The 25,024-nt window shown below is 37.3% G+C and carries 25 protein-coding genes and 1 pseudogene; 20 read left to right on the plus strand and 6 right to left on the minus strand.

Annotation, left to right across the window (positions count from 1 at the left end; all coding sequences use genetic code 11):
• Positions 1-50: 50 nt before the first annotated feature.
• From LA313_RS13980 to dcm, 7 genes are all read left to right on the plus strand, one after another.
• Positions 51-905, plus strand: a complete 855-nt coding sequence (locus LA313_RS13980) for an AAA family ATPase (protein WP_228916050.1) — start codon at positions 51-53, stop codon at positions 903-905.
• Positions 906-921: 16 nt separating this feature from the next.
• Positions 922-1,905 (plus strand): DUF3871 family protein, encoded by a 984-nt coding sequence (locus tag LA313_RS13985; protein ID WP_228916052.1) that lies wholly within the window; start codon positions 922-924, stop codon positions 1,903-1,905.
• 506 nt (positions 1,906-2,411) lie between these two features.
• Positions 2,412-3,074, plus strand: a complete 663-nt coding sequence (locus LA313_RS13990; protein ID WP_255702529.1) for an NYN domain-containing protein — start codon at positions 2,412-2,414, stop codon at positions 3,072-3,074.
• Between the two features lie 432 nt (positions 3,075-3,506).
• Entirely contained in the window at positions 3,507-4,151 is a 645-nt protein-coding gene (locus LA313_RS13995) for an NUMOD1 domain-containing DNA-binding protein (RefSeq protein ID WP_228916056.1), read from the plus strand.
• 258 nt (positions 4,152-4,409) lie between these two features.
• Positions 4,410-4,628 (plus strand): hypothetical protein, encoded by a 219-nt coding sequence (locus LA313_RS14000; protein WP_228916064.1) that lies wholly within the window; start codon positions 4,410-4,412, stop codon positions 4,626-4,628.
• A gap of 83 nt (positions 4,629-4,711) precedes the next feature.
• Positions 4,712-4,975 carry a hypothetical protein gene (locus LA313_RS14005; protein ID WP_228916066.1) on the plus strand — a complete coding sequence of 88 codons (264 nt, stop codon included), beginning with the start codon at positions 4,712-4,714 and terminating at the stop codon, positions 4,973-4,975.
• A gap of 212 nt (positions 4,976-5,187) precedes the next feature.
• Positions 5,188-6,507 (plus strand): DNA (cytosine-5-)-methyltransferase, encoded by a 1,320-nt coding sequence (dcm, locus tag LA313_RS14010; protein ID WP_228916068.1) that lies wholly within the window; start codon positions 5,188-5,190, stop codon positions 6,505-6,507.
• On the opposite strand, the gene LA313_RS14015 is transcribed toward dcm, so the two are convergent.
• Both LA313_RS14015 and LA313_RS14020 read right to left on the minus strand, forming a co-directional pair.
• The gene (locus tag LA313_RS14015; RefSeq protein ID WP_255702530.1) at positions 6,497-6,922 is read right to left on the minus strand and encodes a very short patch repair endonuclease; all 426 of its coding nucleotides are present in this window, start codon (positions 6,920-6,922) and stop codon (positions 6,497-6,499) included. The two genes, dcm and LA313_RS14015, sit on opposite strands and share 11 nt — an antisense overlap.
• Positions 6,923-6,935: 13 nt before the next feature.
• Positions 6,936-8,240, minus strand: coding sequence for an MvaI/BcnI family restriction endonuclease (locus LA313_RS14020; protein ID WP_228916072.1), 1,305 nt, complete (start codon positions 8,238-8,240; stop codon positions 6,936-6,938).
• A 227-nt stretch (positions 8,241-8,467) separates the two neighbouring features.
• Here LA313_RS14020 and LA313_RS14025 point away from each other — a divergent pair, with 227 nt between their 5' ends.
• From LA313_RS14025 to LA313_RS14040, 4 genes are read left to right on the plus strand one after another with little or no spacing between them, the layout of a single operon-like run.
• Positions 8,468-8,692, plus strand: a complete 225-nt coding sequence (locus tag LA313_RS14025) for a hypothetical protein (protein WP_228916075.1) — start codon at positions 8,468-8,470, stop codon at positions 8,690-8,692.
• On the plus strand, positions 8,692-10,563 hold the full coding sequence (locus tag LA313_RS14030; RefSeq protein WP_228916077.1) for a hypothetical protein: 1,872 nt from the start codon (positions 8,692-8,694) through the stop codon (positions 10,561-10,563). Before LA313_RS14025 ends, LA313_RS14030 begins: the two co-directional genes overlap by 1 nt.
• Positions 10,550-11,407, plus strand: a complete 858-nt coding sequence (locus LA313_RS14035) for a hypothetical protein (protein ID WP_228916079.1) — start codon at positions 10,550-10,552, stop codon at positions 11,405-11,407. The genes LA313_RS14030 and LA313_RS14035 overlap by 14 nt, the downstream gene beginning before the upstream one ends.
• A complete protein-coding gene (locus LA313_RS14040) occupies positions 11,400-12,161 on the plus strand; it encodes a DUF6339 family protein (RefSeq protein WP_228916082.1) in 762 nt (253 codons plus the stop codon). Before LA313_RS14035 ends, LA313_RS14040 begins: the two co-directional genes overlap by 8 nt.
• A gap of 346 nt (positions 12,162-12,507) precedes the next feature.
• Here the strand turns inward: LA313_RS14040 and LA313_RS14045 are convergent, their stop codons facing one another.
• Positions 12,508-12,729: a hypothetical protein gene (locus LA313_RS14045; RefSeq protein ID WP_228916084.1), complete on the minus strand. Its 222-nt coding sequence runs from the start codon at positions 12,727-12,729 to the stop codon at positions 12,508-12,510.
• Between LA313_RS14045 and LA313_RS14050 the strand changes: the two genes are divergently transcribed.
• Positions 12,694-12,978: a DUF4118 domain-containing protein gene (locus tag LA313_RS14050; protein WP_228916381.1), complete on the plus strand. Its 285-nt coding sequence runs from the start codon at positions 12,694-12,696 to the stop codon at positions 12,976-12,978. The genes LA313_RS14045 and LA313_RS14050 overlap by 36 nt on opposite strands.
• A 163-nt stretch (positions 12,979-13,141) precedes the next feature.
• Here LA313_RS14050 and LA313_RS14055 read toward each other — a convergent pair whose 3' ends face one another.
• From LA313_RS14055 to LA313_RS14065, 3 genes are all read right to left on the minus strand, one after another.
• Positions 13,142-14,101 carry a sodium-dependent bicarbonate transport family permease gene (locus LA313_RS14055; RefSeq protein WP_228916086.1) on the minus strand — a complete coding sequence of 320 codons (960 nt, stop codon included), beginning with the start codon at positions 14,099-14,101 and terminating at the stop codon, positions 13,142-13,144.
• Between the two features lie 76 nt (positions 14,102-14,177).
• Positions 14,178-15,134, minus strand: a complete 957-nt coding sequence (locus tag LA313_RS14060; RefSeq protein WP_228916088.1) for an L-threonylcarbamoyladenylate synthase — start codon at positions 15,132-15,134, stop codon at positions 14,178-14,180.
• 98 nt (positions 15,135-15,232) lie between these two features.
• A complete protein-coding gene (locus LA313_RS14065; RefSeq protein ID WP_228916089.1) occupies positions 15,233-15,517 on the minus strand; it encodes a hypothetical protein in 285 nt (94 codons plus the stop codon).
• Between the two features lie 92 nt (positions 15,518-15,609).
• Between LA313_RS14065 and LA313_RS14070 the strand changes: the two genes are divergently transcribed.
• The 8 genes and pseudogenes from LA313_RS14070 (at position 15,610) to LA313_RS14105 (ending at position 25,022) form a co-directional block, all read left to right on the plus strand.
• Positions 15,610-16,533 (plus strand): LysR family transcriptional regulator, encoded by a 924-nt coding sequence (locus tag LA313_RS14070; RefSeq protein WP_228916091.1) that lies wholly within the window; start codon positions 15,610-15,612, stop codon positions 16,531-16,533.
• 114 nt (positions 16,534-16,647) lie between these two features.
• On the plus strand, positions 16,648-17,418 hold the full coding sequence (locus tag LA313_RS14075; RefSeq protein ID WP_228916093.1) for a carbonic anhydrase family protein: 771 nt from the start codon (positions 16,648-16,650) through the stop codon (positions 17,416-17,418).
• Positions 17,419-17,783: 365 nt separating this feature from the next.
• Positions 17,784-18,854: a sensor histidine kinase gene (locus LA313_RS14080; RefSeq protein ID WP_228916095.1), complete on the plus strand. Its 1,071-nt coding sequence runs from the start codon at positions 17,784-17,786 to the stop codon at positions 18,852-18,854.
• Positions 18,847-19,524 carry a response regulator gene (locus LA313_RS14085; RefSeq protein WP_228916383.1) on the plus strand — a complete coding sequence of 226 codons (678 nt, stop codon included), beginning with the start codon at positions 18,847-18,849 and terminating at the stop codon, positions 19,522-19,524. The genes LA313_RS14080 and LA313_RS14085 overlap by 8 nt, the downstream gene beginning before the upstream one ends.
• Before the next feature lie 304 nt (positions 19,525-19,828).
• Positions 19,829-21,544 (plus strand): TrkH family potassium uptake protein, encoded by a 1,716-nt coding sequence (locus tag LA313_RS14090; protein ID WP_228916097.1) that lies wholly within the window; start codon positions 19,829-19,831, stop codon positions 21,542-21,544.
• Between the two features lie 4 nt (positions 21,545-21,548).
• Entirely contained in the window at positions 21,549-22,244 is a 696-nt protein-coding gene (locus tag LA313_RS14095; RefSeq protein ID WP_228916099.1) for a potassium channel family protein, read from the plus strand.
• 426 nt (positions 22,245-22,670) lie between these two features.
• Positions 22,671-24,518, plus strand: a pseudogene (locus tag LA313_RS14100) (PAS domain S-box protein); the annotation flags it as partial.
• Positions 24,510-25,022: a sensor histidine kinase gene (locus LA313_RS14105; RefSeq protein WP_408641380.1), complete on the plus strand. Its 513-nt coding sequence runs from the start codon at positions 24,510-24,512 to the stop codon at positions 25,020-25,022. The pseudogene LA313_RS14100 and the gene LA313_RS14105, both read left to right, overlap by 9 nt.
• Positions 25,023-25,024: the final 2 nt, after the last annotated feature.

Genomic DNA, 25,024 nt, shown 5'->3' on the forward strand with positions numbered 1-25,024 from the left:
TTTTTTATGCCTTCTACTCAAATAGATTATAAACTATAACAACAACCATTATGGAATTAAAAACAGCAAAAAGAGAACAGGTAAAACTCCGCATAGGTCTAACCGGGGCCAGTGGATTTGGAAAAACGTACTCAGCCTTATTAATGGCTTATGGAATGACAGGAGATTGGTCCAAAGTTGCCTTGGTAGATACCGAGAATTCAAGCGCAAATTTATATGCACATCTCGGTCCCTTTAACGTGCTTTCTCTGGAGAGACCGTATACCCCGGAACGATACATGGAAGCTATTAGAACGTGCGAAAATGCTTCTATGGGAGTGATTATCGTAGATAGTATAAGCCATGAGTGGATTGGCGCAGGTGGGTGTCTTGAAATCCATGAGAAACTCGGGGGACGTTTCCAGGACTGGGCAAAGATAACTCCGCGTCACCAAGCATTTTTAGATTGTATTCTCTGTTCCAAATGCCATGTAATTACAACCACCAGAAGAAAGATTGATTATTCCTTAGAGGTGGCGCAAAACGGTAAAACTAAAGTGGTAAAACATGGCACAAAAGAAATTACGAGAGATGGATTTGAGTATGAGCTGACAATTGGTTTAGAACTGATTAATGACCAGCATATGGCAAAGGCCTCTAAAGATAGAACTGGATTATTTATGGATAAACCAGAGTTCATAATTAATGCGGCAACCGGTAAGAAACTTATGAAATGGTGCAATATGCATGAAGAAGTGCAGGAAGCTCTGAAAGACATCAGGAGTTGCGAAACTTTGGAAGGTTTACGTCATATCTACAGTAAGTATCATTCTGTCAAAGAGAATATTTACCCGCACATAGTTAGTCGCAAGGCAGAAATAGAACAGATAAGAGATCAAGTCGTTTCGCCTAATAAAATAAAATAATTTTAAAAGCTAAGTCATGGAAATAACAGTGAGAAAATGGTCAGATCAGGTAATAGATGACCACGAGGTAATAAACAATAATGACTTTAGTGGTTTTATTGAAGCTAATACCCAAGAGGTGAGTTTATCTCACCTTAGGGAGGATTGTGTAATCCCTGTGTTCAGTAAAGACAATGAAACTACTATCAGCCATTATCAGTTTATAGACAGAACAACAGAAATGGTGAAAGATTTATTCCCAGAGTTCAGAGTGTCAGATCCTAAAATAAGGGTAAGTCATGTAGTAAAAGGGAGGATTCCTTCTGCCATAGGAAAGCCTGTTAAGGATCTATTAGAGCATGAGAAAACGATTTACTATGAGAGGTGTGCATTTCTTATAAATATACCGGAAGTCACTAAAACGATAAATGGAAACAAGCTTACCCTGAGTATTGGAGGTGTAAGAGCTTATAACCAGGAAAATCTTTATAGCACAAAATCCTTAGAGAAGTTTAAGGTGTTTATAGGATTTACGAATAGAGTTTGTACTAACCTCTGTGTTAGCACCGATGGATTAAAAAGTGATCTCAGAGTAGGTTCAGTTAAAGAGCTGGATACACATATTGAGGAACTGCTTAGAACTTATAGCATTAGCGAACATCTTGCTGTACTGGACCAGATGCAACACTATTCATTAAGTGAAGATCAATTCACTTTTCTTATTGGCAGGATAAGGTTATACCATAACATGCCGAAGAACCTTCATAGAGGACTCTCTGAGTTTAAAATAACGGACTCACAGATGAACAATGTCATTAGGAACTATTATGGCTGCCAAAACTTTAAAAGACAGGCAGATGGAACCCTTCCTTTATGGAATCTGTACAATTTATTTACTGAAGCTAATAAAGCAACGTATATAGATAATTTCCTGGAACGTGGATTGTGCGCATACGAATTCGTAAAAGAACTGGGTAATTCGATAGATGAAGAGAGGCCAAATTGGTTTCTTAATAATTAAAGATCTACAAAGCGACAGAGAATGAATAGTAAAGGTTGGGGGGAGCTCTTAAAGTATTCTTCACCAAGTAGCATATTAGTGGTTAGCTGGAAGAACAAGTTACTTGAAATCAAATGTCCTTTTGAAGTTCTTGTTCGTTATAATGTTGGTGATCTAAGTAAGGGTGATATAGAGAAAGTTACGAAGGTGAAAATTTCATCCTCTATGATTACTGTTTTTATCATCATGAACAAGCCCTATTATTATCACCATTTCAGAATTTTAGTGAAGGACTAATAGGTTTCAGGGATGAAGAGAGGTCTGTAGTAATGGCCTCTCTTTTTTACTTTAGTTCATGTCTTTCAGTGAATCTAAAAAAACCACTCAAGAAAAATAATTTAGGAAAATTTGCATATGTGTATTCTATGGTGTTATATTTGTATTGTCGTAAGACGTACATCCTAAAGGAACTGATCCTTTAGCCAGCCTCTTAAAAGGGGCTTTTTTTTTGCTCAGAATTTAAGGTCATGGAAGAGAATCCCCCTCCCAGAATTGTAAACTTCTATATTGACGGGTTTAATTTTTACTTCGGTTTAAAAAGGATGGTTCAGCACAAACCGGACTGGAAGAAATTCTATTGGATAGATTTTGTAAAACTGTGTTCTGGTTTTTTAGATCAAGGAGAGGTCTTAGGAACTGTTACCTATTTTACCGCTCGCCCTAAAGGACAATCAAAAGTCAAGAAACAGAACTCCTTGCTTTACGCCAATAAAGCAGTAAATCCAGAAAATTTTAAGGCCATGTATGGTAGGTATGCCAAGAAAGATCTTCTCTGCAAGGCTAATCCCGGTTGTAATCAATATTATGAGGATTATGAAGAAAAGGAAACCGATGTTAACTTAGCTATTCAAATGGTGGTCGATGCTTATGAAAAGACCTGTAACAGGATGGTATTAATCTCTGGCGACACTGATTTTGCACCTCCTTTAAAAATAATTAAAGAGAAGCACAGGGATATAAAAACCATGGTTTTGTTTCCTGCCGGCAAGCAATCCCAGCAGTTGTCAAGCCTATGTCATGTTAACAAGGGGTTAGAGCGACAAAAACCAAAATGGAATAGGGCAGTTATGCCTGAAGAGTTTGAGGTTAACGGTAGAAGCTACCGAATACCCGATGATTGGAAGGTTTAAGGATTGGAGTCATGGAGACTAAAATAAACAGTTTCACTAAACTTCAGAAAATTTAGATGTCACCAAGTTCCTTAGCTTTTATTTATACTTTATAATTTCCGTGACTTTTACTATATTTACTTATCAATGAAGATCTAAGGACATTAACTGAAAACTTTAAACTTAGATTATAAGATCTTCCCAGGGTGCCGGTGTGGTACTTTTATTCTTTGGAAGATACTCAACTAATTATAAAAAGAGGATAACTACCATTTTTCAATGAATGGTTCAACACCTTTGCCCATTTCGGCTACCAGAATCCTCTCCCCTGGAAGCTTTTTAGTGTGAAAAAGTCAGGTATTTTGTTAGCTATTCAGGTTAAAATAAATACGATCATTTATACCAGTCTATTTAAATCTGAAAAGGACATTTAATGCAAAATGTTTTTGGGTAATGAAAAAGATAATATATAGAGTGACCCACAAAGAAACCGGAGAAGTTTACATAGGTACTACACAAGATCTGGATAAGAGAAGAAGAGATCACATACAAAAATCTAAATCTGGTAAAGGTTATAGATTTCAAGAAGCGATAGCTACTCATGGTCCAGATGCTTTTGAATGGGAGCAGATAGATTCAGCTACGTCTCCAAACGATGCTGCTGAAAAGGAACGAACCTACATCCTATACTACGATAGTAAAGAAAATGGTTTTAATGCTGATTGTGGAGGGGGAATTAAGAAGAAGATTTACCAGTATGATCTCCAAACAGGAGAGCTATTAAAAGTCTATGAAAATCTTGCAGAAGCAGGGAATGCTGCCGGTGTAGATCGAAAGACTATTAGTAAAGCTTGTTTAGGTGAAATTAAAAGCTGTGCAGGGTATAATTGGAGTTATAGGCTGTACGTAAATTATACCTCTTTGGAGGATAATCGTAAAAAAAGTGTCTATCAATTCTCTAAAGAGGGTAAATATCTGAAATCTTACAAATCAGTAGCGGAAGCCTCAAGGTTAACAGGAATAAATAAATCGTCTATAGCGAAATGTTGTAGGGGTGAATTTTCTGTCGCAGGTAATTTCCGTTGGGAGTACAAATAATTTTATGAGGGGCCGCAGCGATGCGGCTCTTTTTGCTCTAAGCAATATAGGAGTTATGCTGTATTTTCGGGTGCCTAACCCTTTTGAGATGGTTTCTCCTTTATCAACAAAACCACTGAAAATGTGAGTACTCAATTAGGTGCACTGGGATGCACTACCTGCAGTTAGTGCGCGTAGTGCAGACGGTGCAGATATTCATTTCTATAAAAGGAAAAGTCATTATAATAAGTAAATTAGTAATTAAAACACGATAAAAATATGGTTAATTATTTTCTTTTTGGAAGAAGAGGCACAGAAGCTCTTTGGGATGAGGATATTCAAGGTGTAATTGAGGCTATTGATGATTTAGAAGCAGAATTATATATTTATGATCCAGAATCTACACCTATCCATGAAATACTTGCGGCATATAGCAGATGGACAGATTATGCATATTTAACCAAAGAACAGTATGAGGAAATTTCTAACAATACATAATTTCCTTTAACTATTGATAGCAAGTACAGAGGGCGCAAAAATGCGGCTTTTTAATTCTTTGATCCTAAAACTTTAGAAAAACTATGAAAAGACCATCCAATTGGCAACTTGTGGAAATGTATGAAGGGAATTTTATATTTCAGGATTCACAAGAAGAATTTCAGGTAAGCGTAGATAGAATGGGCAGAATGACCCCTCCTTACCATGTCCATTTTAGTCATTTGAAAGATAAATTGTTGAGAATTGGGGTAAGCGAGAGTACTTATAGCGCCAATGCTTATGATGAAAATGCAGCTATGGGGAAAGCTTATGAGATGATGGAGTTTATAAACAGGAATAGAAGATAAAAATCCCTCATAGCTTATAATTTTTATAAGGATACTGAATTTTGGTAAAGCTCAAGATAAAGATTATCTCACTAAGGAAAAAGTAGCAGAAATAGAATGAATTCCTGCTTAATGGGTTGTTAGTAAAACCTTCAGAACTAATTCCAGAATATTCCTTAAAATGTTTAGCCATTTAATAAATTGCGGACCAGTCCGATTCAGACTTAAGATATATGAAAACAGAACTTTACAATTTGGCAGACAAGTTTGAAAGCAACTTGTTGTCTGATCAATTAACTGAAAGTAGTGCAGTCTTCACTCATTACATAGACAACATAGATCACGAGGCAGGTAAATATTATAAGGAAACGGCTTATGATGTCATATGGACTTATTTAAACAAAGAGCTTCCTAAGAATGAAATAACTCCTAAAGTTATAGAAGATTTTATTAGTATATACATTGAACATTTTAAAGTAAATTCCGTTATTCCGAAGGGAGATAATATATACTCCTTTATAGACCTGTTCGCTGGTATAGGTGGTTTTAGAATTTCCCTTCAGAAAAGCGGAGGTCAATGTGTTTTCTCTTCTGAGTGGGACAGGTTCTCGAAACGCACGTATTATAAAAATTATGGTGAGGTTCCGTTTGGAGACATCACTAAAATTGATGAATCCAACATCCCTCCACATGATATCCTGGCCGGAGGATTTCCTTGTCAGCCATTCAGTCTTGCTGGAGTGTCGAAAAAGAACAGCCTTGGGAGGAAGCATGGGTTTATGGATGAAACACAGGGTACTTTATTCTTTGATATTGCCAGGATAATTAAGGAGCGAAGGCCCAAAGCCATCATTCTTGAAAATGTAAAGAACCTCAAGTCGCATGACAAAGGGAAAACAATGAAAGTTATTCAAAAGGCTCTGGAGGAGGATCTGAACTATAAGATTTTTATAAAAGTTATTGACGCCAAATACTACGTCCCTCAGCATCGTGAGAGAGTATTCATTGTTGGGTTTGACCAAGAACAAATCGATACTTCAGATGAATTTCAGTTCCCGGAGCATAAGGAAAGTGATACTGTCACCCTTAAAGAATCCAATGTTCTTCAAAAGAAGGTGGATAAGAAATATATCCTTTCTGACAAACTTTGGAACTATCTTAAAGAGTATGCTGAAAAACACAGAAGAAAAGGAAACGGATTTGGCTTTGGGCTTGCAGACCCTAATTCAGTTACAAGAACCTTAAGTGCCAGATATCACAAAGACGGAGCAGAAATTCTGATTTCACGAGGAAAAGGAAAGAATCCAAGAAGGCTTACTCCTCAGGAATGTAAGGGCCTTATGGGATATCCGGAAGAGTTTAGAATTACAAATACAGGAGTGTCAGATACACAGCTTTACCGACAATTTGGAAATTCAGTTGCGGTTCCAGTAGTCGAGGATATTGCTGAAAGAGTAAAGAATTATATGCTTAGAAACAGGAAAATAACCTATGCAGAACCGGAGAGGGCTTCAACTTGTAAAGTCGAAAGTACGGAAGGTGTTACGGCTTAATTTCAGTAAGTGAATCATATAAGGATGTCAGGGTTTCCGACCTGATGTCCTTCTTTAGCTGGCATTCCCAAACTACGAGTACCTTCCAGCCGTCATTTTTGAGCTTCGCCAAGTTTTTTTTGTCTCTTTCTATAGTTTTGTAAATTTTATTTTTCCACCACTCCTGACGGGTTTGTGGAAGCTTAAAATACTTACATTCCTGATGCCCGTGCCAGAAACATCCATTTACGAAAATGACCGTTTTATATTTATGAAATACCAAATCTGGTTTGCCGGGAAGTGAAGAAGAATTTAACCTGTAACGCAAACCTCTTGAGAAAAGATACTTCCTAACCAAGATTTCTGGTTTGGTATCCTTACTTCTAATCCTACTCATGTTATAGGACCTTATAGTCTTGTCATGAACATCAGACATCTCTTTTTACCTCCTAAATTTCTTTAATAATGTCTATTTCCTTTATTTCATTATACAACCCTCCTATATAACTACTTGACATCCTAAACTGATTTCGTTGTTTCTTTTCAATAATTGCTCCATTTTTGAATTTAATATTATTCCCAGGATCATACTTAACAATACCATAATTTAAAGCGGTTATAAAATGAAGGAAAGAAGTACGAAGCCCTAAGATGATATTATTCCCAAAGGCATATCTGCTGCCGTCTCTAATAACGGGTACATAACAAGCATTTGCATGTTTTTTTTCCCAGTGATCCAGCAACTTTGAAAATGACCATCCTGCAGCAATTTCATCTCTATTATCAAGAAGCACTACCCTCCCATCCGCCTGATTTATCTCGTTCTTCTCAAAATTAAATCCTTTCACTATCATTCTTAACCCTGTACTTGAGCATACCAATTTTGCAAGATGACCTCCAGTAAAATCTATTCTTGCTTGGGTTTTTGCCTTTCCGTAAGCGAACATAAATTTCTCAAAATCTTCAGGATATAGGCCTAAATCAGGTTCAGATGTAAATAAGGTCAATTGTCTGTTGCGCAAAATATCAAAATCTTTCACGCCAAAACTCTTAATCTCCCAGCCTAAGTAATCAGGTTCGGAATAGCTGTTTGGCTTTATTCCAAGCATAGCTTCCAGGGTGAGCCCCCCCGCATTTTGAGCTTTATACGGATTTATCGAATAATCTAATTCCATTTTGCAGCCATCTATAAAGCCTTTATGATGAATTTCATAAAGCTTATTCATCAACTCCATAAGAGAATTTGTTTGTGGAGTTAATTTAAGATCGATCAATACTCCTTGAGTGGATTTCCATTTTTTATTTAGAAATTCTAAAGAAAGTTGTGAATCGGGAATCCCTAAATAACAAAAAACGACTCCTTTGGCAGAATCGATTCCAAAGAACAAGACTCTGCCTTTAAGCCGCCTCTTTGCACTCATATACTCAGAAGGAGATGCTGAACATTTAAAAAGAAATCCTGACAGTCTTACTTCGGGGTAATTAGGATACCATATTAATTTTGCTTTTGGTGCAAGTTCAGGTTTAAAATTCTCATTTAGCCAGTATAAAGTCAGATCAGCTTTGAATGAAACGGTCTTACGATCGCCGGAGTGATCGCTGCTAATTTCTCTTTTAGGAATGTGGGTGACTTCTTGAAAATTGGCTCCTAAATATATCTGTTGCTTACTATTGTCATTTTCAGAAAGTTCTTTTGCGTAAAATTTATCACATCCTAACTGCACAAAGATGTTGATTAAGCTGTCTATTGTCATAAGGCGTATATATATGTTTATCCAGCAATTTAAGAAGTTTACTGAGATAAATAATACTACTATTATCAGGAATGCTTAAAAATTCTGTTGATAAGAACGATTGTTATCTATGTGTATGTATACATAGCTCATATATAGTGGTACAACGTAATATATAGTATTTCTAAGCTTTTTATTTTGTACCTACTGAAATTATTTTTATATTGGTAATCCCTACATGTACTGTTATGAAAGACAAAAGACAAAGATTTGAAGAAGTGGCCGGTAAGAGAGTACGGTTTATAATAGATAAACTTGATCTTCTTGGGAATTGTTCTAATCGGAATAATTACGAATATAATGAAGAGGATACCAAGAAAATGTTTGGAGCCATCAAGGAGGCAATTCGGCTAACCGAATTAAGATTTCAGAATGAATTAAGCAAGAGCAAGAAAAATAAATTTAAATTTTGATGGACAACGAGGCGAAATGGCAAAAGTTTGGTAATCCAGCTGATTTGAACGGATTTAACCTTCCAGGTCTTGAACTTTTCAATAGGGGAGGTCAAGTGCCTTCAGTTGTAAGGGAAACTGGGCAAAACAGTATTGATAATCCAGACAAATCAGAAAATCCGGTCATCTTATCATACAAAAAGCATGAAATTCCTATTGATGACATTCCTGACCGCGAAGAATTGATAAAAATTTTAAAGGCCTGTATTCAATTTGGTTACGACTCTGGTCAAAAAGACACAGATGAACCTATGATGTTTATGCTGAATGCGTTAAATCAGCTACAGAATGACCTTTTTATCCCATTTTTGGAGATTTCTGACCATAATACTACAGGAATAGAGGGAGAAGACGGTAATTATCGACTTCCTTGGGAGAGAATGACAGGGGCAATTGGGATTTCTGACGGTTCAGAGAGTACTCGTGGAGGATCGAGAGGAATAGGGAAATTTGCTCCACTATTATTATCGAGCCTGAGAACACTTTTTATAAGCACTAAAACCGAGGAGGGTGTGGCCTTTAAAGGGGGGGCACAATTCACATCTTTTGAAGAGGATGGTGAATATTATGAGGCTAAAGTAAAATTTGAAAAGGACGGAAGAAGAGCTATAAGAAACGAAGAGGAAATACCAGAATTTTTTAGAAGGAGTGAGATCGGTACAAGCGTCTTTGTTGCTGGATTTATGCATTCTGATGATTGGGAAGAGCAAATCATACAAGCCGTACTGACCAATTTTTATGCTGCTATACATTCTGGAAAGCTTGTGGTGAAAACTGACCACCACCTAATCAATTCCAGTAATCTTGAGAGTTATATTGTTGATCATGCTGATCAACAAACTAAAATGTTTTATGAGACCTTAAAGGATGGTGTAGAATTCTCTGAAACGGTTGTGGGTTTCGGTGAGCTGAAATTGTACGTGAAATTAGATGATCTCTACACAAAGAGAATCGATTACATGCGCGACAAAAGGATGAAAATATTTGATCAAAAGCGAGGTCCTTTATTAACGAAAAATTATGCCGCAGTTTTTATCTGTGATGGGAAGGAGGGGAGTACCAAATTGAGATTGATGGAAGGAGCCGAACACGTATCTTGGAAGCCCAGAAACAGTAGTGAACGAGAAGAATTTAGTAAGTTGAAGAACTGGATAGAGGATAAAATAAAGTCCTTTGAACCGGAAGAAGAAGAGGAGGAAACAACTGTTAGTGGTCTTGAAAAGTTTCTTCCCTATGTAGATAATGGCGATGGTGAAGGAGCTTCAATTCCCGGAGAAGGCGCCCAAAGAAACGAAACTGCTAAAGAAAAAATTATAGAAATTGAGGAGGAGATTGTGGTTGACCCCTCCTTACAGTCTACAACAATGGTGATTACACCAGATGGAAAGATTCAAGCTCCAGTAAAAGTCGGTAAAGGGAAAAAAGGCGATTCAGAACCAGATCCAGAACATACTAAGTCCCAAACTAAAACTAAGGAAAATAAGAAAAGGAAACCTAAGTCTAAAAAGAACTTCAATTTTAATCGTTTAGACAAGTTTATTATTAAAAACGACAGTGCTCCTTACCAATATGATTTATTTATAAAATCAGAAGAAGATAAGGCAATTCAAGTTGATATTTATTTATACGTAGTTTCTTATAATGGTGAAAGAATACCTGATTTCCTCGTCCTGCGTAGCGCTACATACGCTAACGGAGAAAAAATTGCTAAGGTCGGAGCCAAGGATATTCTGCGGAAGGTTCAAATTCTGCCAGGAATGAACAAGATAATTCTTTACACTAAGACTGATTCCAAATATGCATTTAATATAGAAGGCTATGAATCGAAGTAAGTATCTTCCATATCCTGTATTCGGTAAAACAGGCTATAAGAGCTCTACCTATAATGGTATAATCTCCTCTATTAAACTGAGTAAGGATGAATACATCATAAAAGTATTTCATTCCGTTTCTAATAAAGAAATTGAATCACGAATAAACTCTGGAGAATTGTGTTGCGTTACCACTGTCGAAAATACCTCCTTCTTAAAATTAACTGAAGTTCATCCAAAGTGCAATGAACCATTTTTAATAAAAATTCCAAGGTCATTAGTAAGGGGTAGGTTTGAATTAGATGTAAACTTCAAGATTTGCGCTGCCAAAACGATCCATTCCTTCTATAATTCTGACTTCACTGATGTTTATTCACAGTATTCATTCAGATTTGAAAAGGGTAATATAGTAGGAGAAACAAAAGAGGTCAGTATAAAGTTAGATGCTGGCTTTCATGATTTAAGCAGCTCAGATTCCTTTTTAAAATTTTCTAAAAGGCCCTCAGACCAAGCTCAAGAAATAACATTTAGAATTCTTCCCGATCAGGTAATTTTTTATTTGCCGGAAGAAATCTTTTTAGAATACTCGGAAGCAAGGAAAAGGACTTCGGACTTACTACTCGGGAACCTCGTAACTCCTGTACTCTTAGAGCTACTTGCACATATCAGGAAATTTGAGAGTGATTATAATGATCCGGGGAAGTATTCTTGGGTTCAGACATTAGAAGAAGCAATAGGGGATGATGAATTATTTGATCCTAACGAAGATCTTTTACCCATGGTAGATAAAATCCTACATTCTCCCATTCTGAAATCTCTTATGACAACAAATTCGTTAATGAAGCAACTTGATGAATATGAATAAAATTGAAGTTAAAGCTTTTAAGTTTCGCTATTGCGAAGACCTCCTCGAGAAGGCACTTATTGACAGCTCACAGTATGAAAATCCTGATTATTTTAAATTCGATAATGAATTTGCGGAAGGAAAAACATGTATATTCTTCAATGAAAACCTTATTGATTCACTGGATTTAAGATTGGGGTATAATGAAAAAGGTGTTAACGAATGTGATGTGAATAATGCAATATTATTGTACCAGAATATATTTTACGAATTGGATGGTATAAAAAGACCCATAACCCCTTTTGAGGCGAGTGACAAAAGACTCTGGACTTATCTTGCACACTCTTATTTCTACAAGTACATGCAGAAAAGATGGCAGACAGGAGACATTAAAAAAAGGTATTTCATGCCTGGTAAGAGACATCAATTAAGATTTGAATATCTTGTGAGGCATGGGGTCGCCAGACTTTGGTGGATGGCTTATTTATGTGAAGATAAAATAAACCAAAAAAATCCATTTCACCTTTTGCCTATCCTTTTAAATTCGACCGATGTGGCCTTACAGATTTTGGAGAGAAAGTGGTCTCATAACAGAAAACTACTACATTCACATTTAAAGGTTATAGAAGGCAATGTAAAATATCAAAAGGCTGAGGTTCATCGTGATACAGTAAAAAGAATTCTTGCAAATACCGGAACTTCAGAGCTTACAATGTTGACCCAAAAGGAGTTAATGTATGAAATAACGAACTTAGCAGAGACAAGTTTAAAGTGATTTTAGGTATAAAATCGGGAACTCAAAAGTTGTTGGGTTGTGTGAGAGTGGAATTACACTGATATTTCTGAAGCGAGTTCGAGTCTCGTCCAGACCGCAAATTGCAAAGAAGCTCCTCAAATTGGGGAGCTTTTTTTGGCAATAAAAATTAGTTGTGTTGTTTGTGGTAAGTCTTTGACTTACCTGGGTTTAGAAGTAAACCAATGAGAAGCTTTTCCCTTTGAGGGAAGGGCTTTTTTGTTTGGGGGTATTCTATACCGCCTCTCTTCTTTTTGTCAGGTAATCTTGTTTTCTTCACATATAGAGGGATACTTGAGGGACCCCTTATATAAAAAGGGACCCTCGCCTAAAGGTTAGGACCAATTGCCATTATTATGGTCACTAATGAACCTCGAAATTTTTCCATCATTGTAACGATGACAGGAGCAGTAAGCGCGTTATATTTATAGCTTGTGAAGTTATTTAAAAAAAATATGAGAACTGGTGGCTGCAATATCTGGTAGGGATTGGCAGTATCTTTTCTATTTCCTTCATTTGTTTTCTTTTTAATGATTTTATCGGTTATCATGTTGTAGCACTTATTTTATTCCTGGCAGTTTCTATTCTGGTAATGTTCCTCAATACCCTTGCCGTGGTGACTGTTGCCATTCTAAGTGCATTGACATGGAATTTTCTCTTTATTCAGCCAAAAGCTACTTTTAATAATACTACTCCGCAGGATGCTTTACTCTTTTTAATGTATTTTGTCATAGCAGTAATAAATGCTGTTTTTACTTCCCTGCTTAGAAAATTAGAAGTTGTTGCCCTTTTTGAGTAATGAGGTTTTTTAAAAAATAAGAATTTCTAAAGAAAATATTAGTATCACTCCTGTTAGAGCAGCAGTAAAAAGAAGTGCTAAGAGCCAAAAAATTGATTTTAATTGATACTTCTTTGCGTAATTTTTGAATTTGGAAAATTTATTATCTGCCATTTTGGAAGCGTTAGGAACCAATTATAGACATATAAATAGGAAATCCGAAGGTGATATTAAAGGGGAAAGTGACAGCTAAAGCCATGGGTAAATATAAACCCGGATTTGCTTTGGGTACAGCCATTTTCATGGCTGCCGGCACTGCAATATAGGAGGCACTGGCAGCCAGTATGGCCAGCATAAACCTGTCACCTGTATTTCCTGTTACTAGACCGCTTATCCAGGCTACAGCACATCCATTGATTACAGGTATAACAATGGCAAAGAGAGTGGTGAACCATCCACTTTTAATAAAGTCGGCCAGCTTCCTTCCGCTAATAATACCCATGTCCAAAAGGAATATGGCCAGAAAACCTTTAAAAATATCATTTGTGAACGGAGCAATTCCCTGGGCCTGACTTTCACTTGCCAGAAGACCAATTATTAAACTTCCTAAAATCATCAAAACACTGCCATTGGTAAAAGAATGACCAATCAAACTACTAATATTAGGTGAGTTTTTGTCTTTACTGCCGTAAAGAGATATAAGAGTTACCCCAACAATAATTGCCGGTGCCTCCATTAATGCCATTAGGGCCACCATATGTCCACTATAGGTAATTTGCTGAATTTCCAGAAAAGATACTGCAGTTACAAAAGTAACGGCACTAATAGAGCCATAAGCTGCTGCTATGGCACCGGAGTTTTCTATACTCAATCTTTTCTTTAGAATAAAAAAGGTATAAATAGGGATGATGAGCGCACTCACCAGACCAAAAAGAACTGTCCATATTATTTCCATGGAAAACTCACTGTGAGCAAGTTCACGTCCCCCATTAAAGCCTATGGAGAATAAGAGATAGAGGGAAATAAACTTTGAAGAACTTTTTGGTATTTCCAGGTCACTTTTCAACTGGACTGCAAGTATTCCCATCACAAAAAATAATAGGGCCGGACTTGTTAAATTTTCTATTAGTAAACTTATGTTCATGTAGTTATTTCTAGGTTGGGAAATATCAAAAAAAAATTTCCTGGGTTTTTAATGGTGGAGATAAGGCTCTGTATTATTATTGAGCCGCATGAGCCGCTCTTCTCAATTTGTCATTTATGGCCTTTCCCAAATCCTCTTCAGGAAATTTTTCAAAAATGATTGCATCAAGTTTCTTTTGATCAAGGCGATGCATTGCGACGTAAAGATTTTTTGCGGCCTCACTATAATTTCCCGATTTTGAAAGAACTTCCTGATGAATAAGAGGAAGGTTTGGACGCTTTTCTTTAAAAAGAAGAAGCCCGACCTTTTTTCCCTTAAACAGGTTGACTGTTTTTAGAACATCATCGGTTAAGAAACTTATGGTTTCGGGAGAATAATGTTTGGGTAACATCCCTGGAGCAATTGGTCTCTTTCCGCTTTGATTGAAGATTTTCACCTCTCCCACAATTTCTTCCACCTGTTCAAGAGATATGGAGCCATGTCTGTACAAAACAGGTTCTTCATTTTGATCAAAACCTATGATGGTTGATTCAATTCCCTTAGTACATTCTCCTCCATCAAGGATAAGATCCAGTTGATCTTTAAAATAGTTCTCCACATGTTCTGCTCTCGAGGAGCTAATGCTGCCAAATGGATTGGCACTGGGAGCGGCCAAAGGAAAATCAAGTCTTTCCAGCAGTTTTAAAGTCAGTGGATGATCGGGTATTCTAACAGCAACAGTGTCTAAACCGGCTGTTACTGTTTTAGCAACTTTGTCTTTTTTCTTCAGGATTATGGTTAAAGGTCCTGGCCAGAAAGTGCTGGCGAGATGATAAGCCACTTCAGGAATATCTTTGGCCAGGCTATCCAATTCATTTAATGAACCTATGTGTACTATCAAAGGATTATTCCATGGTCTGTTCTTTAGCCTGAAGATCTTTTTTACAGCATTGTCGCTAAAAGCGTTGCCTGCCAGGCCATAAACTGTTTCGGTAGGAATGGCAATTATATTATCATTTTTTAAAAGCTGTATAGCTTCTTCCAGATTTTGCATATTATAATGTCAAAGATTTTTTAGAATATTTGCAGTTCAGCTTAGTTTTCGAAATATTTCATAGACCAAAGCCTTAAATCTATTTCCTGTGTACTAATTCAGTCTAATTCTTCTTTGGGAATACAGGAAATTGAAATTGAAGAGTGGATCTCCACTAATAAGTCGTCAGCCTGGGCTTCTTCCAATAGCTTAATAACCTTTAACCTCGATTCCCGAAGAGCACCAATTTTGGCAAGAGAATTCTCGTTGGGTTCTCCAGTGCATATCTCTGTACTAAAATTTTTTGTGGTATGGAATTGAATTTTACTGCCAATGATATTTAGTAATAATTCTTTTGCCTCCACAGATGCAAATTTCCCTTCAATTAATTTTACTTGTTCCATTTTCTTTGATTCTAAAAATTATGGCGCAAAACTGATCAAAATCATGTATAAAGTATAATTTATATATTTGATGTCTTTTATAAAGATATCTTATGAACTATACTTTACACCAGTTAAAAATATTTTTATCGGTGGCCAAAATCCAGAATATTACAAAGGCTTCAGAGGAGTTACATCTATCACAACCGGCTGTGTCTATACAATTAAAAAATTTTCAGGAGCAGTTCAATATTCCATTGTTGGAAGTCATTGGAAGAAAAATCCATCTAACAGAGTTTGGGCAGGAAATAGCTAATGCAGCAGAGAAAATTCTGGAAGAGGTCGAGACTTTAGACATGAAGATCTTTGCGTACCAGGGAGAACTTATAGGACGTCTTAAAGTGGCTGTCGTTTCTACGGGTAAATATGTGATGCCTTTTTTTCTTTCAGGTTTTTTGAAAAAAAATCCCGGCGTAAATCTTTTCCTGGATGTCACTAACAAATCTACGGTTATTAAAAATTTGGAAAATAATGAAATTGATTTTGCTCTGGTCTCAGTGCTACCTGAGCATTTACAAATTGAGAAGATCGAATTAATGGAAAACAAATTATTCCTGGTGGGCGGTCGGGATCAGGAGTTAAAGACAGAATATCATAACAGGGATATTCTAAGCCAGATTCCTTTGATTTACAGGGAATCGGGTTCTGGTACCCGGCAGGTGATGGAAAGTTTTATGAAGGAGCACAATCTTCCAGTGCTCAAAAAAATGGAATTAACTTCCAATGAAGCCGTAAAGCAGGCGGTAGTAGCGGGACTTGGTTATTCTGTGATGCCAATAATAGGAATCAAAAATGAACTTATGTCCGGAGATCTTGAAATAATTCCTGTTGGAGGTTTTCCGATTAAATCAAACTGGCAGATAATCTGGATGAAAGGGAAAAAATTCTCACCTGCTGCCATTGCCTATTTAGATTACATTAAAAAGGACCGGAACAAGATTATTAAAGAAACATTTGGATGGGCCGAAAAATATTAGAATTATCACTACTCGATTTGATGCTTATAAAATCTTATACCTCATATAAAATATTCTAATAGTTAAGGCAATAACCGGAACTGTAAATTAGCAGAAATTTTTAAAGATATATTTATGAGAAAATTAAATTACTTAAGCCTTCTGTTATTTGTTCCAATCCTCATGGTTTCCTGTGGAGAAGCTGAAGAAAAGAATGAACCTCTGGATTCTACAGAAGATGCTCAAATGAATACTGAAAGTGCGCAATGGGACGCTGATGTTACTTTAACTCAGGAACAACGTGATGCTCTAACGCCTGCAGATGTGGTCGCCGAATTTAAGGGGGGCAACGAAAGATTTATTAAGGACAGTCTTACTCCGAGAAATCGTGAGGCCCGTATAGAGGCAACCGCTGGTGCACAATATCCAAAGGCCATGATACTCTCGTGCATCGATAGTAGAGTACCTGTTGAAGAAATTTTTGACCAGGGGCTTGGGGATCTATTCGTTGGTCGTATAGCAGGAAATTTTGCAGATGAAGAAATGCTAGGAAGCATGGAATTTGCTACTAAAGTTGCGGGATCTAAAGTCATAGTGGTAATGGGTCATGAAAGTTGTGGTGCCATTAAATCTGCTATTGACAATGTAGAATTAGGAAATATTACCACAATGCTGGGGCATATTGATCCTGCCATCGAAATGACAGAGAATTTCCCTGAAGATCAGAGAACAATTAAAAACAAAGAATACGTCGATGCGGTTATAAAAAATAATGTAAAACACACCATCGACAAAATTAAAACTGACAGCCCGATTATTGCTGAAATGGCTCAAAATGGAGAAATAAACATTTTAGGAGCCTACTATAATGTTGATACAGGGTCTGTAGAGTGGTTAGATGAATAAAAAAATAAACACCACATTGATAAACCGGCTCCATACTAATCGTATTAGCCGGTTTTTCATTTGAATAAACATGTAACTGAATAAATCCTTACCAAGAAATTACTGAATATGGAATTCCATATTCAATAGTCACCCTGGGTTCAGATTCTTGTTTTAATAAGACTTCTAATTATAATTCTAACCCCTCAAATCGGGGAGCTTTTTTTGGCAAAAAGATGCATACTTGAGGACCCCCTTGAACCCAAAAAGGGACCATCCCCTAAAAGTTAGGACCAATCGCCATTATTTTGATCAGAAATGAACCTCGAAATTTTTCCATCATTGGTGCGATGACAGGAGCAGTAAGCGCCTTATATTTATAGCTTGTGAAATTATTTAGAAAAATTGATGAGAACTGGTGGCTGCAATACCTGGTAGGGATTGGCAGTATCTTTTCTATTTCCTTCATTTGTTTTCTTTTTAATGATTTTATCGGTTATCATGTTGTAGCACTTATTTTACTCTTGGCAGTTTCTATTCTGGCAATGTTTCTCAATACTCTTCCTGTGGTTACAGTTGCCATTCTAAGTGCATTGACATGGAATTTTCTCTTTATTCAGCCAAAAGCAACTTTTAATATTACTACTCCGCAGGATGCTTTACTCTTTTTAATGTATTTTGTCATAGCAGTAATTAATGCTGTTTTTACTTCCCGGCTTAGAAAGTTAGAAGCTGTTGCCCGACAACGAAAGGAGCGGGAAAAAACTCTACATCTTTATAACACACTACTCAACTCCCTTTCCCATGAACTCAAAACGCCTATTTCCACGATAATAGGTGCTGTAGATACCTTAAAAATGAGCAAAATTTCTGAAGCCAATAGAGTGGAATTATACACCGAGTTGGATTTGGCTGGGAATAGACTGCATCGGCAGGTTAACAATTTGCTAAGCATGAGTCGCTTGGAGTCAGATTTTTTCAAGTTACAGCTTGACTGGTATGACATCAAAGAAATAATACACGGAGTTATAGAAAACAATAGAAAAGAATCACACACCATAATTTTTTCCTCAACAGAAGATCTGCCACTTTTTAGATTTGACGGAGTACTTTTGGAACAGGTTCTTCACAACATTGTATATAACGCCCTTGAATACACACCGGAAGGTACCGATATTATTATTTCAGCCTGTCTTAGGAGAGATGGATTTAAAATTGAAATAATTGATACAGGTCCAGGCTTTCCTGAAGATAAGTTGGAAAAGGTTTTTGACAAGTTTTACCGGCTGCCGAATTCTGTGACGGGAGGAACGGGACTGGGGCTATCAATAGCCAAAGGTTTTGTGAAAGCTCACAATGGATCGATAACACTTGAAAATACACCTGCAGGTGGAGCGAAATTCACCATTAATATACCTGCCCAGAAAGCAAATTTAACTACAATAGATGATGAATAAAGGGGAAATTCTTGTTATTGATGACGAACCGCAGATAAGAAAACTACTAAAAATCGTTTTGGAAAGCAATGATTATAAAGTGATTCAGGCTTCTAACGGAACCGAAGGAATTCACCTGGCTGCAAATCATCCTCCCGAACTTGTTATTCTTGACCTTGGCCTGCCCGATATTAGTGGCCATGATGTACTCAAGGAACTGCGGAACTGGTTCGAAAAGTCCATAATAATTTTATCGGTTATTGACTCTGAAGAAGATATCATAAAAGCTCTTGACAGCGGTGCGACAGATTATCTTACGAAGCCTTTTAGAACCGGAGAACTCCTTGCCAGGATTCGTTCTTCAATTCGGCTTAACCAGGGAGTTGAATTACAGCAAAAGATTTTTTCAGATGATCTTGAAATCGACTTGACTTCCCGTTCAGTTTTCAGAGATCAGGAAATTGTAAAACTGACTTCCACAGAATATAATCTCCTCGTTCTTTTAGCCAGGAATCAGGGAAAGGTATTAACCCATCAATACCTTTTGAAAACGATATGGGGGCTTGGAGCCCAAACGGAAACACAATACCTGAGGGTTTTCATTGCACAACTTCGGAAAAAGCTTGAAAAGGATCCTAACCATCCGGCCCATTTTATAACAGAAAGTGGAGTAGGCTACAGGTTTCTTTAGTCTTTATAAAATCTTTATACCCTCGAGGAAATCCTTACACACCCCTTATATTTTCCCCAGTACCTTTGTTCATTATAGATCATGAGCAAAAAAAGTAAAACAGACGGGGAAGGATCAGAGGGTTATTCTCATCTCAAATACCCTGCGATCATTATAATGATCCTAATCATTACATTGGTGATTTGGCTTGATCAATGTTCACGCTCCGGTCAAATTTAATTGTGATTTTTTGAACTTAACCGAAAAACAGAGACGGGAGAAAATTCAAAGTAGACTTAACGTATTAAAAAAGTTCTCTTTTTGGTTGAGTCTCTTAACAATATGTCTCATCATATTCGATCTTGGCTTTACCCATAGATCAGAAACAGAACTATATCTCACAGATTTTTATCTCATAACTCTTTTCGTTGGTACCGCTACTATACTTGTAAGGTATAATATATCCGAGAAAAATTTTCCTCTTAAAGTCCGCATTTTCGACGGAATCATTTTTTCCCTCAATATACTCCTGATCCTTATAAGGCTGGATTTTTTAATTGGGACTTTTCCATTCCTGGCCTTCTTCAATAATATGGGATGGCTTTACTTAGCATTGTTAATTTATTTTATTAGGGAATTTTCTACACTCCGGCTCAATTTTAACCGTGAGTTTTTGAACCCTGCACAATTATTTATAGCAAGTTTCCTGGGGCTTATCTTTATTGGAACACTCCTCTTGATGTTGCCCAAAGCGACTTATGAAGGAATATCTGCCGTGGATGCTCTTTTTACTGCAACAAGTGCGGTATGTGTCACAGGTTTAATTGTTGTGGACACCGGTACTTATTTTACAAGTCTTGGCCAAACTATCATCTTAATTCTTATTCAGCTGGGGGGGCTGGGAATAATGACCTTTGCCAGTTACTTTTCCTACTTTTTCCGCGGAAAGAGTTCTTACGAGCATCAGATCATGTTAAAGGATATGACGAATTCAGAAAAGATTGGAGAAGTATTTAGTGTACTTAAAAAGATTGTTCTGCTCACTCTTACTATCGAAGCTATTGGTGCAGTATTTATTTTCTTTAGTCTTGATCCCGGAACTGTGGAAGGCTTCTTGAACCAGGTTTTCTTTTCAATATTCCATAGTATTTCAGGTTTTTGCAATGCCGGCTTCTCTACCCTGGAGAATAGTCTGTATGAACCTGAATTCAAGTTCAACTATCCTCTGCAGCTAATTATCGTTACCTTGTTTATCCTTGGAGGTATTGGATTTCCCATTCTCTTCAACCTTTACAAATACTTTCGATATTTTTTCAAAAACCAGTATGCGAAACTACAACATCCCGCAAATTCAGTTTATACGCCATGGGTAATCAACTTAAACACAAGAATTGTTCTGTTAACAACTTCGGTGCTGCTTTTGGCAGGAACGATCTTGTTTTATTTCTTTGAATATAACAATACCCTCCAGGAACATTCATGGTTTGGAAAATTAGTAGTCTCTTTTTTTGGTGCCGCCACCCCTAGAACAGCGGGATTTAATTCAGTAGATATGAGTGCTTTAAATTTTTCAACACTAATGATCATTTTTATTCTCATGTGGATTGGAGCCTCTCCCGGTTCCACAGGAGGGGGGATAAAAACAAGCACCTTTGCTTTAATGACGCTCAATTTCATTAGCCTTGCCCGTGGTAAGGATAGGGTAGAAGTTTTTAGAAGAGAAATATCTGATCTATCTATGAGAAGAGCCTTTGCTATTGTGGCTTTATCCCTAATGGTAATTGGTACTTCAATTTTTTTAATAGCTTCCTTTGATCAGGAAAAAACTTTGCTCAGTATTGCCTTTGAAAGCTTTTCGGCCTATAGCACGGTAGGCCTCAGTATAGGAATAACACCCCACCTTAGTTCAGCTTCAAAAATGGTAATCATTGCAACAATGTTCATTGGGAGAGTGAGCATGTTAACTATTTTAATAGCCCTTTTAAGAAGGGTTAAATACCTAAATTATAAATATCCTCAGGAAGAAATATTAATGAATTAAGAGTATGAAATATATAATTATTGGCCTTGGGAATTTTGGTGCCTCTCTTTCAGAAAAGTTGACGAAATTGGGAAATGAAGTTATTGGAGTTGATTCCAACATGAGCAAAGTAGAAGCTATTAAAGATAAAATAACGCACGCTGTAAACCTGGATTCTACAGATATTACTGCAGTGTCCAGTTTGCCTCTAAAAGATACTGATGTAGTCATTGTAGGAATAGGAGAAGACAAAGGAGCAAATATTATGGCTACCGCTCTAATGAAGCAGTTACACGTGAAAAGACTTATAAGCCGGGCTGTTTCGCCCCTTCAGGAGATGGTTCTTCAAGCCATGGGCGTGGATGAAATCATTCATCCTGAGGAAGAAACAGCTGAAAGATGGGCAAAGAAATTAAATCTTTCCGGAGTGGTAGATTCCTTTGAAGTGAATCGGGATTACAGCATTATTGAGACGGAGGTTCCTGAGGAGTTCGATGGCAAGACTCTCGAGGAAATAGGTCTTAAGCGGAAGTATGATATCATCGTTCTCACAACAATAAAAATTACAAGAGAAAAAAATGAAATTGGAGCAGACCGACAGGTTTCAAATGTACAGGGAGTAGCCTCGGCAAAAACTGTTCTCCATAAATATGATATAATGGTGCTTTACGGCCATAATAAAAACATAAAAAGGTTGTTAAAGGACCAAAAAGAGTATTGATTCCAAAATGGGATTAAATCAAGAAAATTGGATTACTCTTATTCTGGAAAGGTACTTTTTGTTTTTGAGCACTTTCTACTCAATCTCTACTTAACGGCAGGTTGTTGAATTTATCTTCACATTTTAGAACCCATAAGGTGCCCCAGAAGGTCTTCTATATTCCAATCTCAAATATTATCGATCATAGCAAAGGTTATAGGTGAGCTAAAGTTCACTTTTCTTATTTATGGGCAAGGGTTGGTACTGGTGTTAAAGGTATTATAAGATTTATTTTTGGCTACTTAAATGTATAAGTAAAACTTATCTTTAATTTTTGTTACCAGTTTTTTTTTCAAAAATCTGAGGTCAAATTGCCCCTTTTGGCACCCTATAAATAAAAAAGAGATGCAGATCAAAAATAAGCCCGGTATAGGTGGACCGGGAGGAATGGATGTGACGTTCCGTCAACTGCTGGAGGATTCTGCGGTTGCCGTTTGCACCTGTGATGTGAAAGGGAGGTTAACCTACTTCAATAAAGCTGCTGTAGAGTTATGGGGCAGAACTCCCGAGTTCCAAACTGAGTCCTGGTGTGGCTCCTGGAAAATGTACTCTCCCGACGGTGCTCCCATGCCTTTGGAGGATAGTCCAATTGCGAGGATTATAAAATCTGGAAAAGAAGAAGGAAAGAGCGAGATAAGTATTGAATGTCCCGACGGGACATTCAAAAATTTAATGGTTTTCCCCCGGTTATTATTCGACAAAAACGAGGAATTGCTGGGAGCTCATAATACCCTCGTAGATATTACCGAACAAAAGAAAGACCATATAAAGAAGGAAACTCTTTCGGCCATTGTGCAATCTTCAGATGATGCAATGGTAAGTAAAGATCTTAATGGGAGGATCACCAGCTGGAATGAAGGTGCAGAGCGTATCTTTGGATATTCCGAAGAGGAAGCTCTGGGCCAGCCAATCACCATGCTTATTCCTGAAGATCTCTTGCAGGAGGAGGTAGGGATTATAAACAATATAAAGAAAGGTAGAAGAATTGATCCTTTTGAAACCCGGCGCCTGCATAAGACCGGGAGGAAAATACCTATATCTGTAACGATATCTCCAATAAAAAACGCTTTTGGTAAAATAATAGGAGCCTCAAAGGTGGCCCGGGATATTTCAGACAAACTCCGGAGTGAAGAGAAGCAGGCTACATTGTCGGCTATAGTGCAATCTTCAGATGATGCAATTATCAGTAAAGATTTGCAGGGGATAATTACGAGCTGGAACAGGGGAGCCCAGGAGATCTTTGGACATTCTGAAGAGGAAGTGATTGGGCGCTCCATCAAGCTCCTTATTCCCGAAGAGCGCCTTAGTGAAGAAGATGTGATCCTGAGTAAAATTTAACGGGGGATTAAAATTGAACATTTCGAGACTATTCGGAAACATAAACTGGGCAAGGAAATACCTGTGTCCATCACTGTTTCCCCTGTCAAGGATTCGCGAGGAAATATCGTAGGAGCTTCAAAAGTTGCCCGTGATATCACTACTCGTATAGAATCCCAGACGGCGATGGAAAAATATATAAAGAACCTGGAAACGCTGAATACGGTAGGAAAAAGTATTTCCGAAAATCTTGATGTGCAGGGGATACTTCAACGGGTTACCGATGCTACCACTCTCCTCACCGGTGCAGGATTTGGAGCTTTTTTCTATAACAATTCAGATGAAAAAGGCAATTCATTCAGATTGTTTACTCTTTCGGGTGCACCACGTAAGATCTTTGATAACATGGCGATGCCGCGGCATACAGATATATTTTTACCCACCTTTAGAGACAAAAAGGTGATGAGGATAGATGATATTACCAAACATGCTGATTTTGGCAAAAATGCGCCTTTTAATGGTATGCCAAAAGGCCATTTCTCGGTAGCGAGTTACCTGGCCATTCCGGTAGTTTCAAAATCGGGAAGTGTGATTGGAGGATTGTTGTACGGGCATCCCGAAGCCGGGAAGTTCACGGCGGAACATGAATTGCTTGTTGTGAATATTGCTGCCCAGGCAGCGGTATCCCTGGATAATTCAAAACTTTTTGAACAGGTGAAATCTTTGAGTGAGAAAAAAGATGAGTTTATTGCTCTTGCAAGTCATGAACTCAAAACCCCGCTCACTACTATTAAAGGATATTTGCAGGTACTTGCAAAAAAGGAAGCCGATAAAATGTCCCAGTTGTTCGTGGACAAATCCCTTTATCAGGTTGAAAAACTACAGACCCTGGTGGAAGATCTATTAAATATGTCAAGAATAGAATCAGGACAGCTCAATTTTAGACTTGAGGTTTTTGACATAAAGGAAATGTTGAGGGAAATTATTGAAACCTTTTCTTATTCTTCACAGTCTCACCGGGTAATTGAAGATCTTGGAAATAATCCGGTTATCATTAGAGGGGACAGGCAACGTATTGAGCAGGCCATACTAAACCTTATTACCAATGCCATTAAATACTCTCCAAAAGCCGAAGAGATTTTCATAAACCTGGAGGTGGTTGATGAAAAAATGACTTTAAGGGTTAGGGATAAGGGGATAGGATTAACCGGGGAACAACAGCAACAACTATTTACCAGGTTTTACAGGGCAGAGGATACAAAAGGAATAAGTGGCCTTGGTCTGGGACTCTATCTCACCAAACAGATCATTGATCGTCATGGAGGAATTATTGAGGTGAGCAGTGAATATGGAGAGGGTTCTGAATTTTCCTTTACCCTTCCATTGGCATTACAAAAAAAAAATATAGAAAAAGCTATTTAGGA

Origin of the sequence: Salinimicrobium sediminilitoris, from assembly GCF_020866905.1 — a bacterium.
In the GTDB taxonomy this organism is placed as follows: domain Bacteria; phylum Bacteroidota; class Bacteroidia; order Flavobacteriales; family Flavobacteriaceae; genus Salinimicrobium; species Salinimicrobium sediminilitoris.

Coding starts and splice junctions, on each gene's coding strand:
- LA313_RS13980 (WP_228916050.1), top strand. CDS start 51: ATGGAATTAAAAACAGCAAAAAGAGAACAGGTAAAACTCCGCATAGGT.
- LA313_RS13985 (WP_228916052.1), top strand. CDS start 922: ATGGAAATAACAGTGAGAAAATGGTCAGATCAGGTAATAGATGACCAC.
- LA313_RS13990 (WP_255702529.1), top strand. CDS start 2,412: ATGGAAGAGAATCCCCCTCCCAGAATTGTAAACTTCTATATTGACGGG.
- LA313_RS13995 (WP_228916056.1), top strand. CDS start 3,507: ATGAAAAAGATAATATATAGAGTGACCCACAAAGAAACCGGAGAAGTT.
- LA313_RS14000 (WP_228916064.1), top strand. CDS start 4,410: ATGGTTAATTATTTTCTTTTTGGAAGAAGAGGCACAGAAGCTCTTTGG.
- LA313_RS14005 (WP_228916066.1), top strand. CDS start 4,712: ATGAAAAGACCATCCAATTGGCAACTTGTGGAAATGTATGAAGGGAAT.
- dcm (WP_228916068.1), top strand. CDS start 5,188: ATGAAAACAGAACTTTACAATTTGGCAGACAAGTTTGAAAGCAACTTG.
- LA313_RS14015 (WP_255702530.1), bottom strand. CDS start 6,922: ATGTCTGATGTTCATGACAAGACTATAAGGTCCTATAACATGAGTAGG.
- LA313_RS14020 (WP_228916072.1), bottom strand. CDS start 8,240: ATGACAATAGACAGCTTAATCAACATCTTTGTGCAGTTAGGATGTGAT.
- LA313_RS14025 (WP_228916075.1), top strand. CDS start 8,468: ATGAAAGACAAAAGACAAAGATTTGAAGAAGTGGCCGGTAAGAGAGTA.
- LA313_RS14030 (WP_228916077.1), top strand. CDS start 8,692: ATGGACAACGAGGCGAAATGGCAAAAGTTTGGTAATCCAGCTGATTTG.
- LA313_RS14035 (WP_228916079.1), top strand. CDS start 10,550: ATGAATCGAAGTAAGTATCTTCCATATCCTGTATTCGGTAAAACAGGC.
- LA313_RS14040 (WP_228916082.1), top strand. CDS start 11,400: ATGAATAAAATTGAAGTTAAAGCTTTTAAGTTTCGCTATTGCGAAGAC.
- LA313_RS14045 (WP_228916084.1), bottom strand. CDS start 12,729: ATGATAACCGATAAAATCATTAAAAAGAAAACAAATGAAGGAAATAGA.
- LA313_RS14055 (WP_228916086.1), bottom strand. CDS start 14,101: ATGAACATAAGTTTACTAATAGAAAATTTAACAAGTCCGGCCCTATTA.
- LA313_RS14060 (WP_228916088.1), bottom strand. CDS start 15,134: ATGCAAAATCTGGAAGAAGCTATACAGCTTTTAAAAAATGATAATATA.
- LA313_RS14065 (WP_228916089.1), bottom strand. CDS start 15,517: ATGGAACAAGTAAAATTAATTGAAGGGAAATTTGCATCTGTGGAGGCA.
- LA313_RS14070 (WP_228916091.1), top strand. CDS start 15,610: ATGAACTATACTTTACACCAGTTAAAAATATTTTTATCGGTGGCCAAA.
- LA313_RS14075 (WP_228916093.1), top strand. CDS start 16,648: ATGAGAAAATTAAATTACTTAAGCCTTCTGTTATTTGTTCCAATCCTC.
- LA313_RS14085 (WP_228916383.1), top strand. CDS start 18,847: ATGAATAAAGGGGAAATTCTTGTTATTGATGACGAACCGCAGATAAGA.
- LA313_RS14095 (WP_228916099.1), top strand. CDS start 21,549: ATGAAATATATAATTATTGGCCTTGGGAATTTTGGTGCCTCTCTTTCA.
- LA313_RS14105 (WP_408641380.1), top strand. CDS start 24,510: ATGTCAAGAATAGAATCAGGACAGCTCAATTTTAGACTTGAGGTTTTT.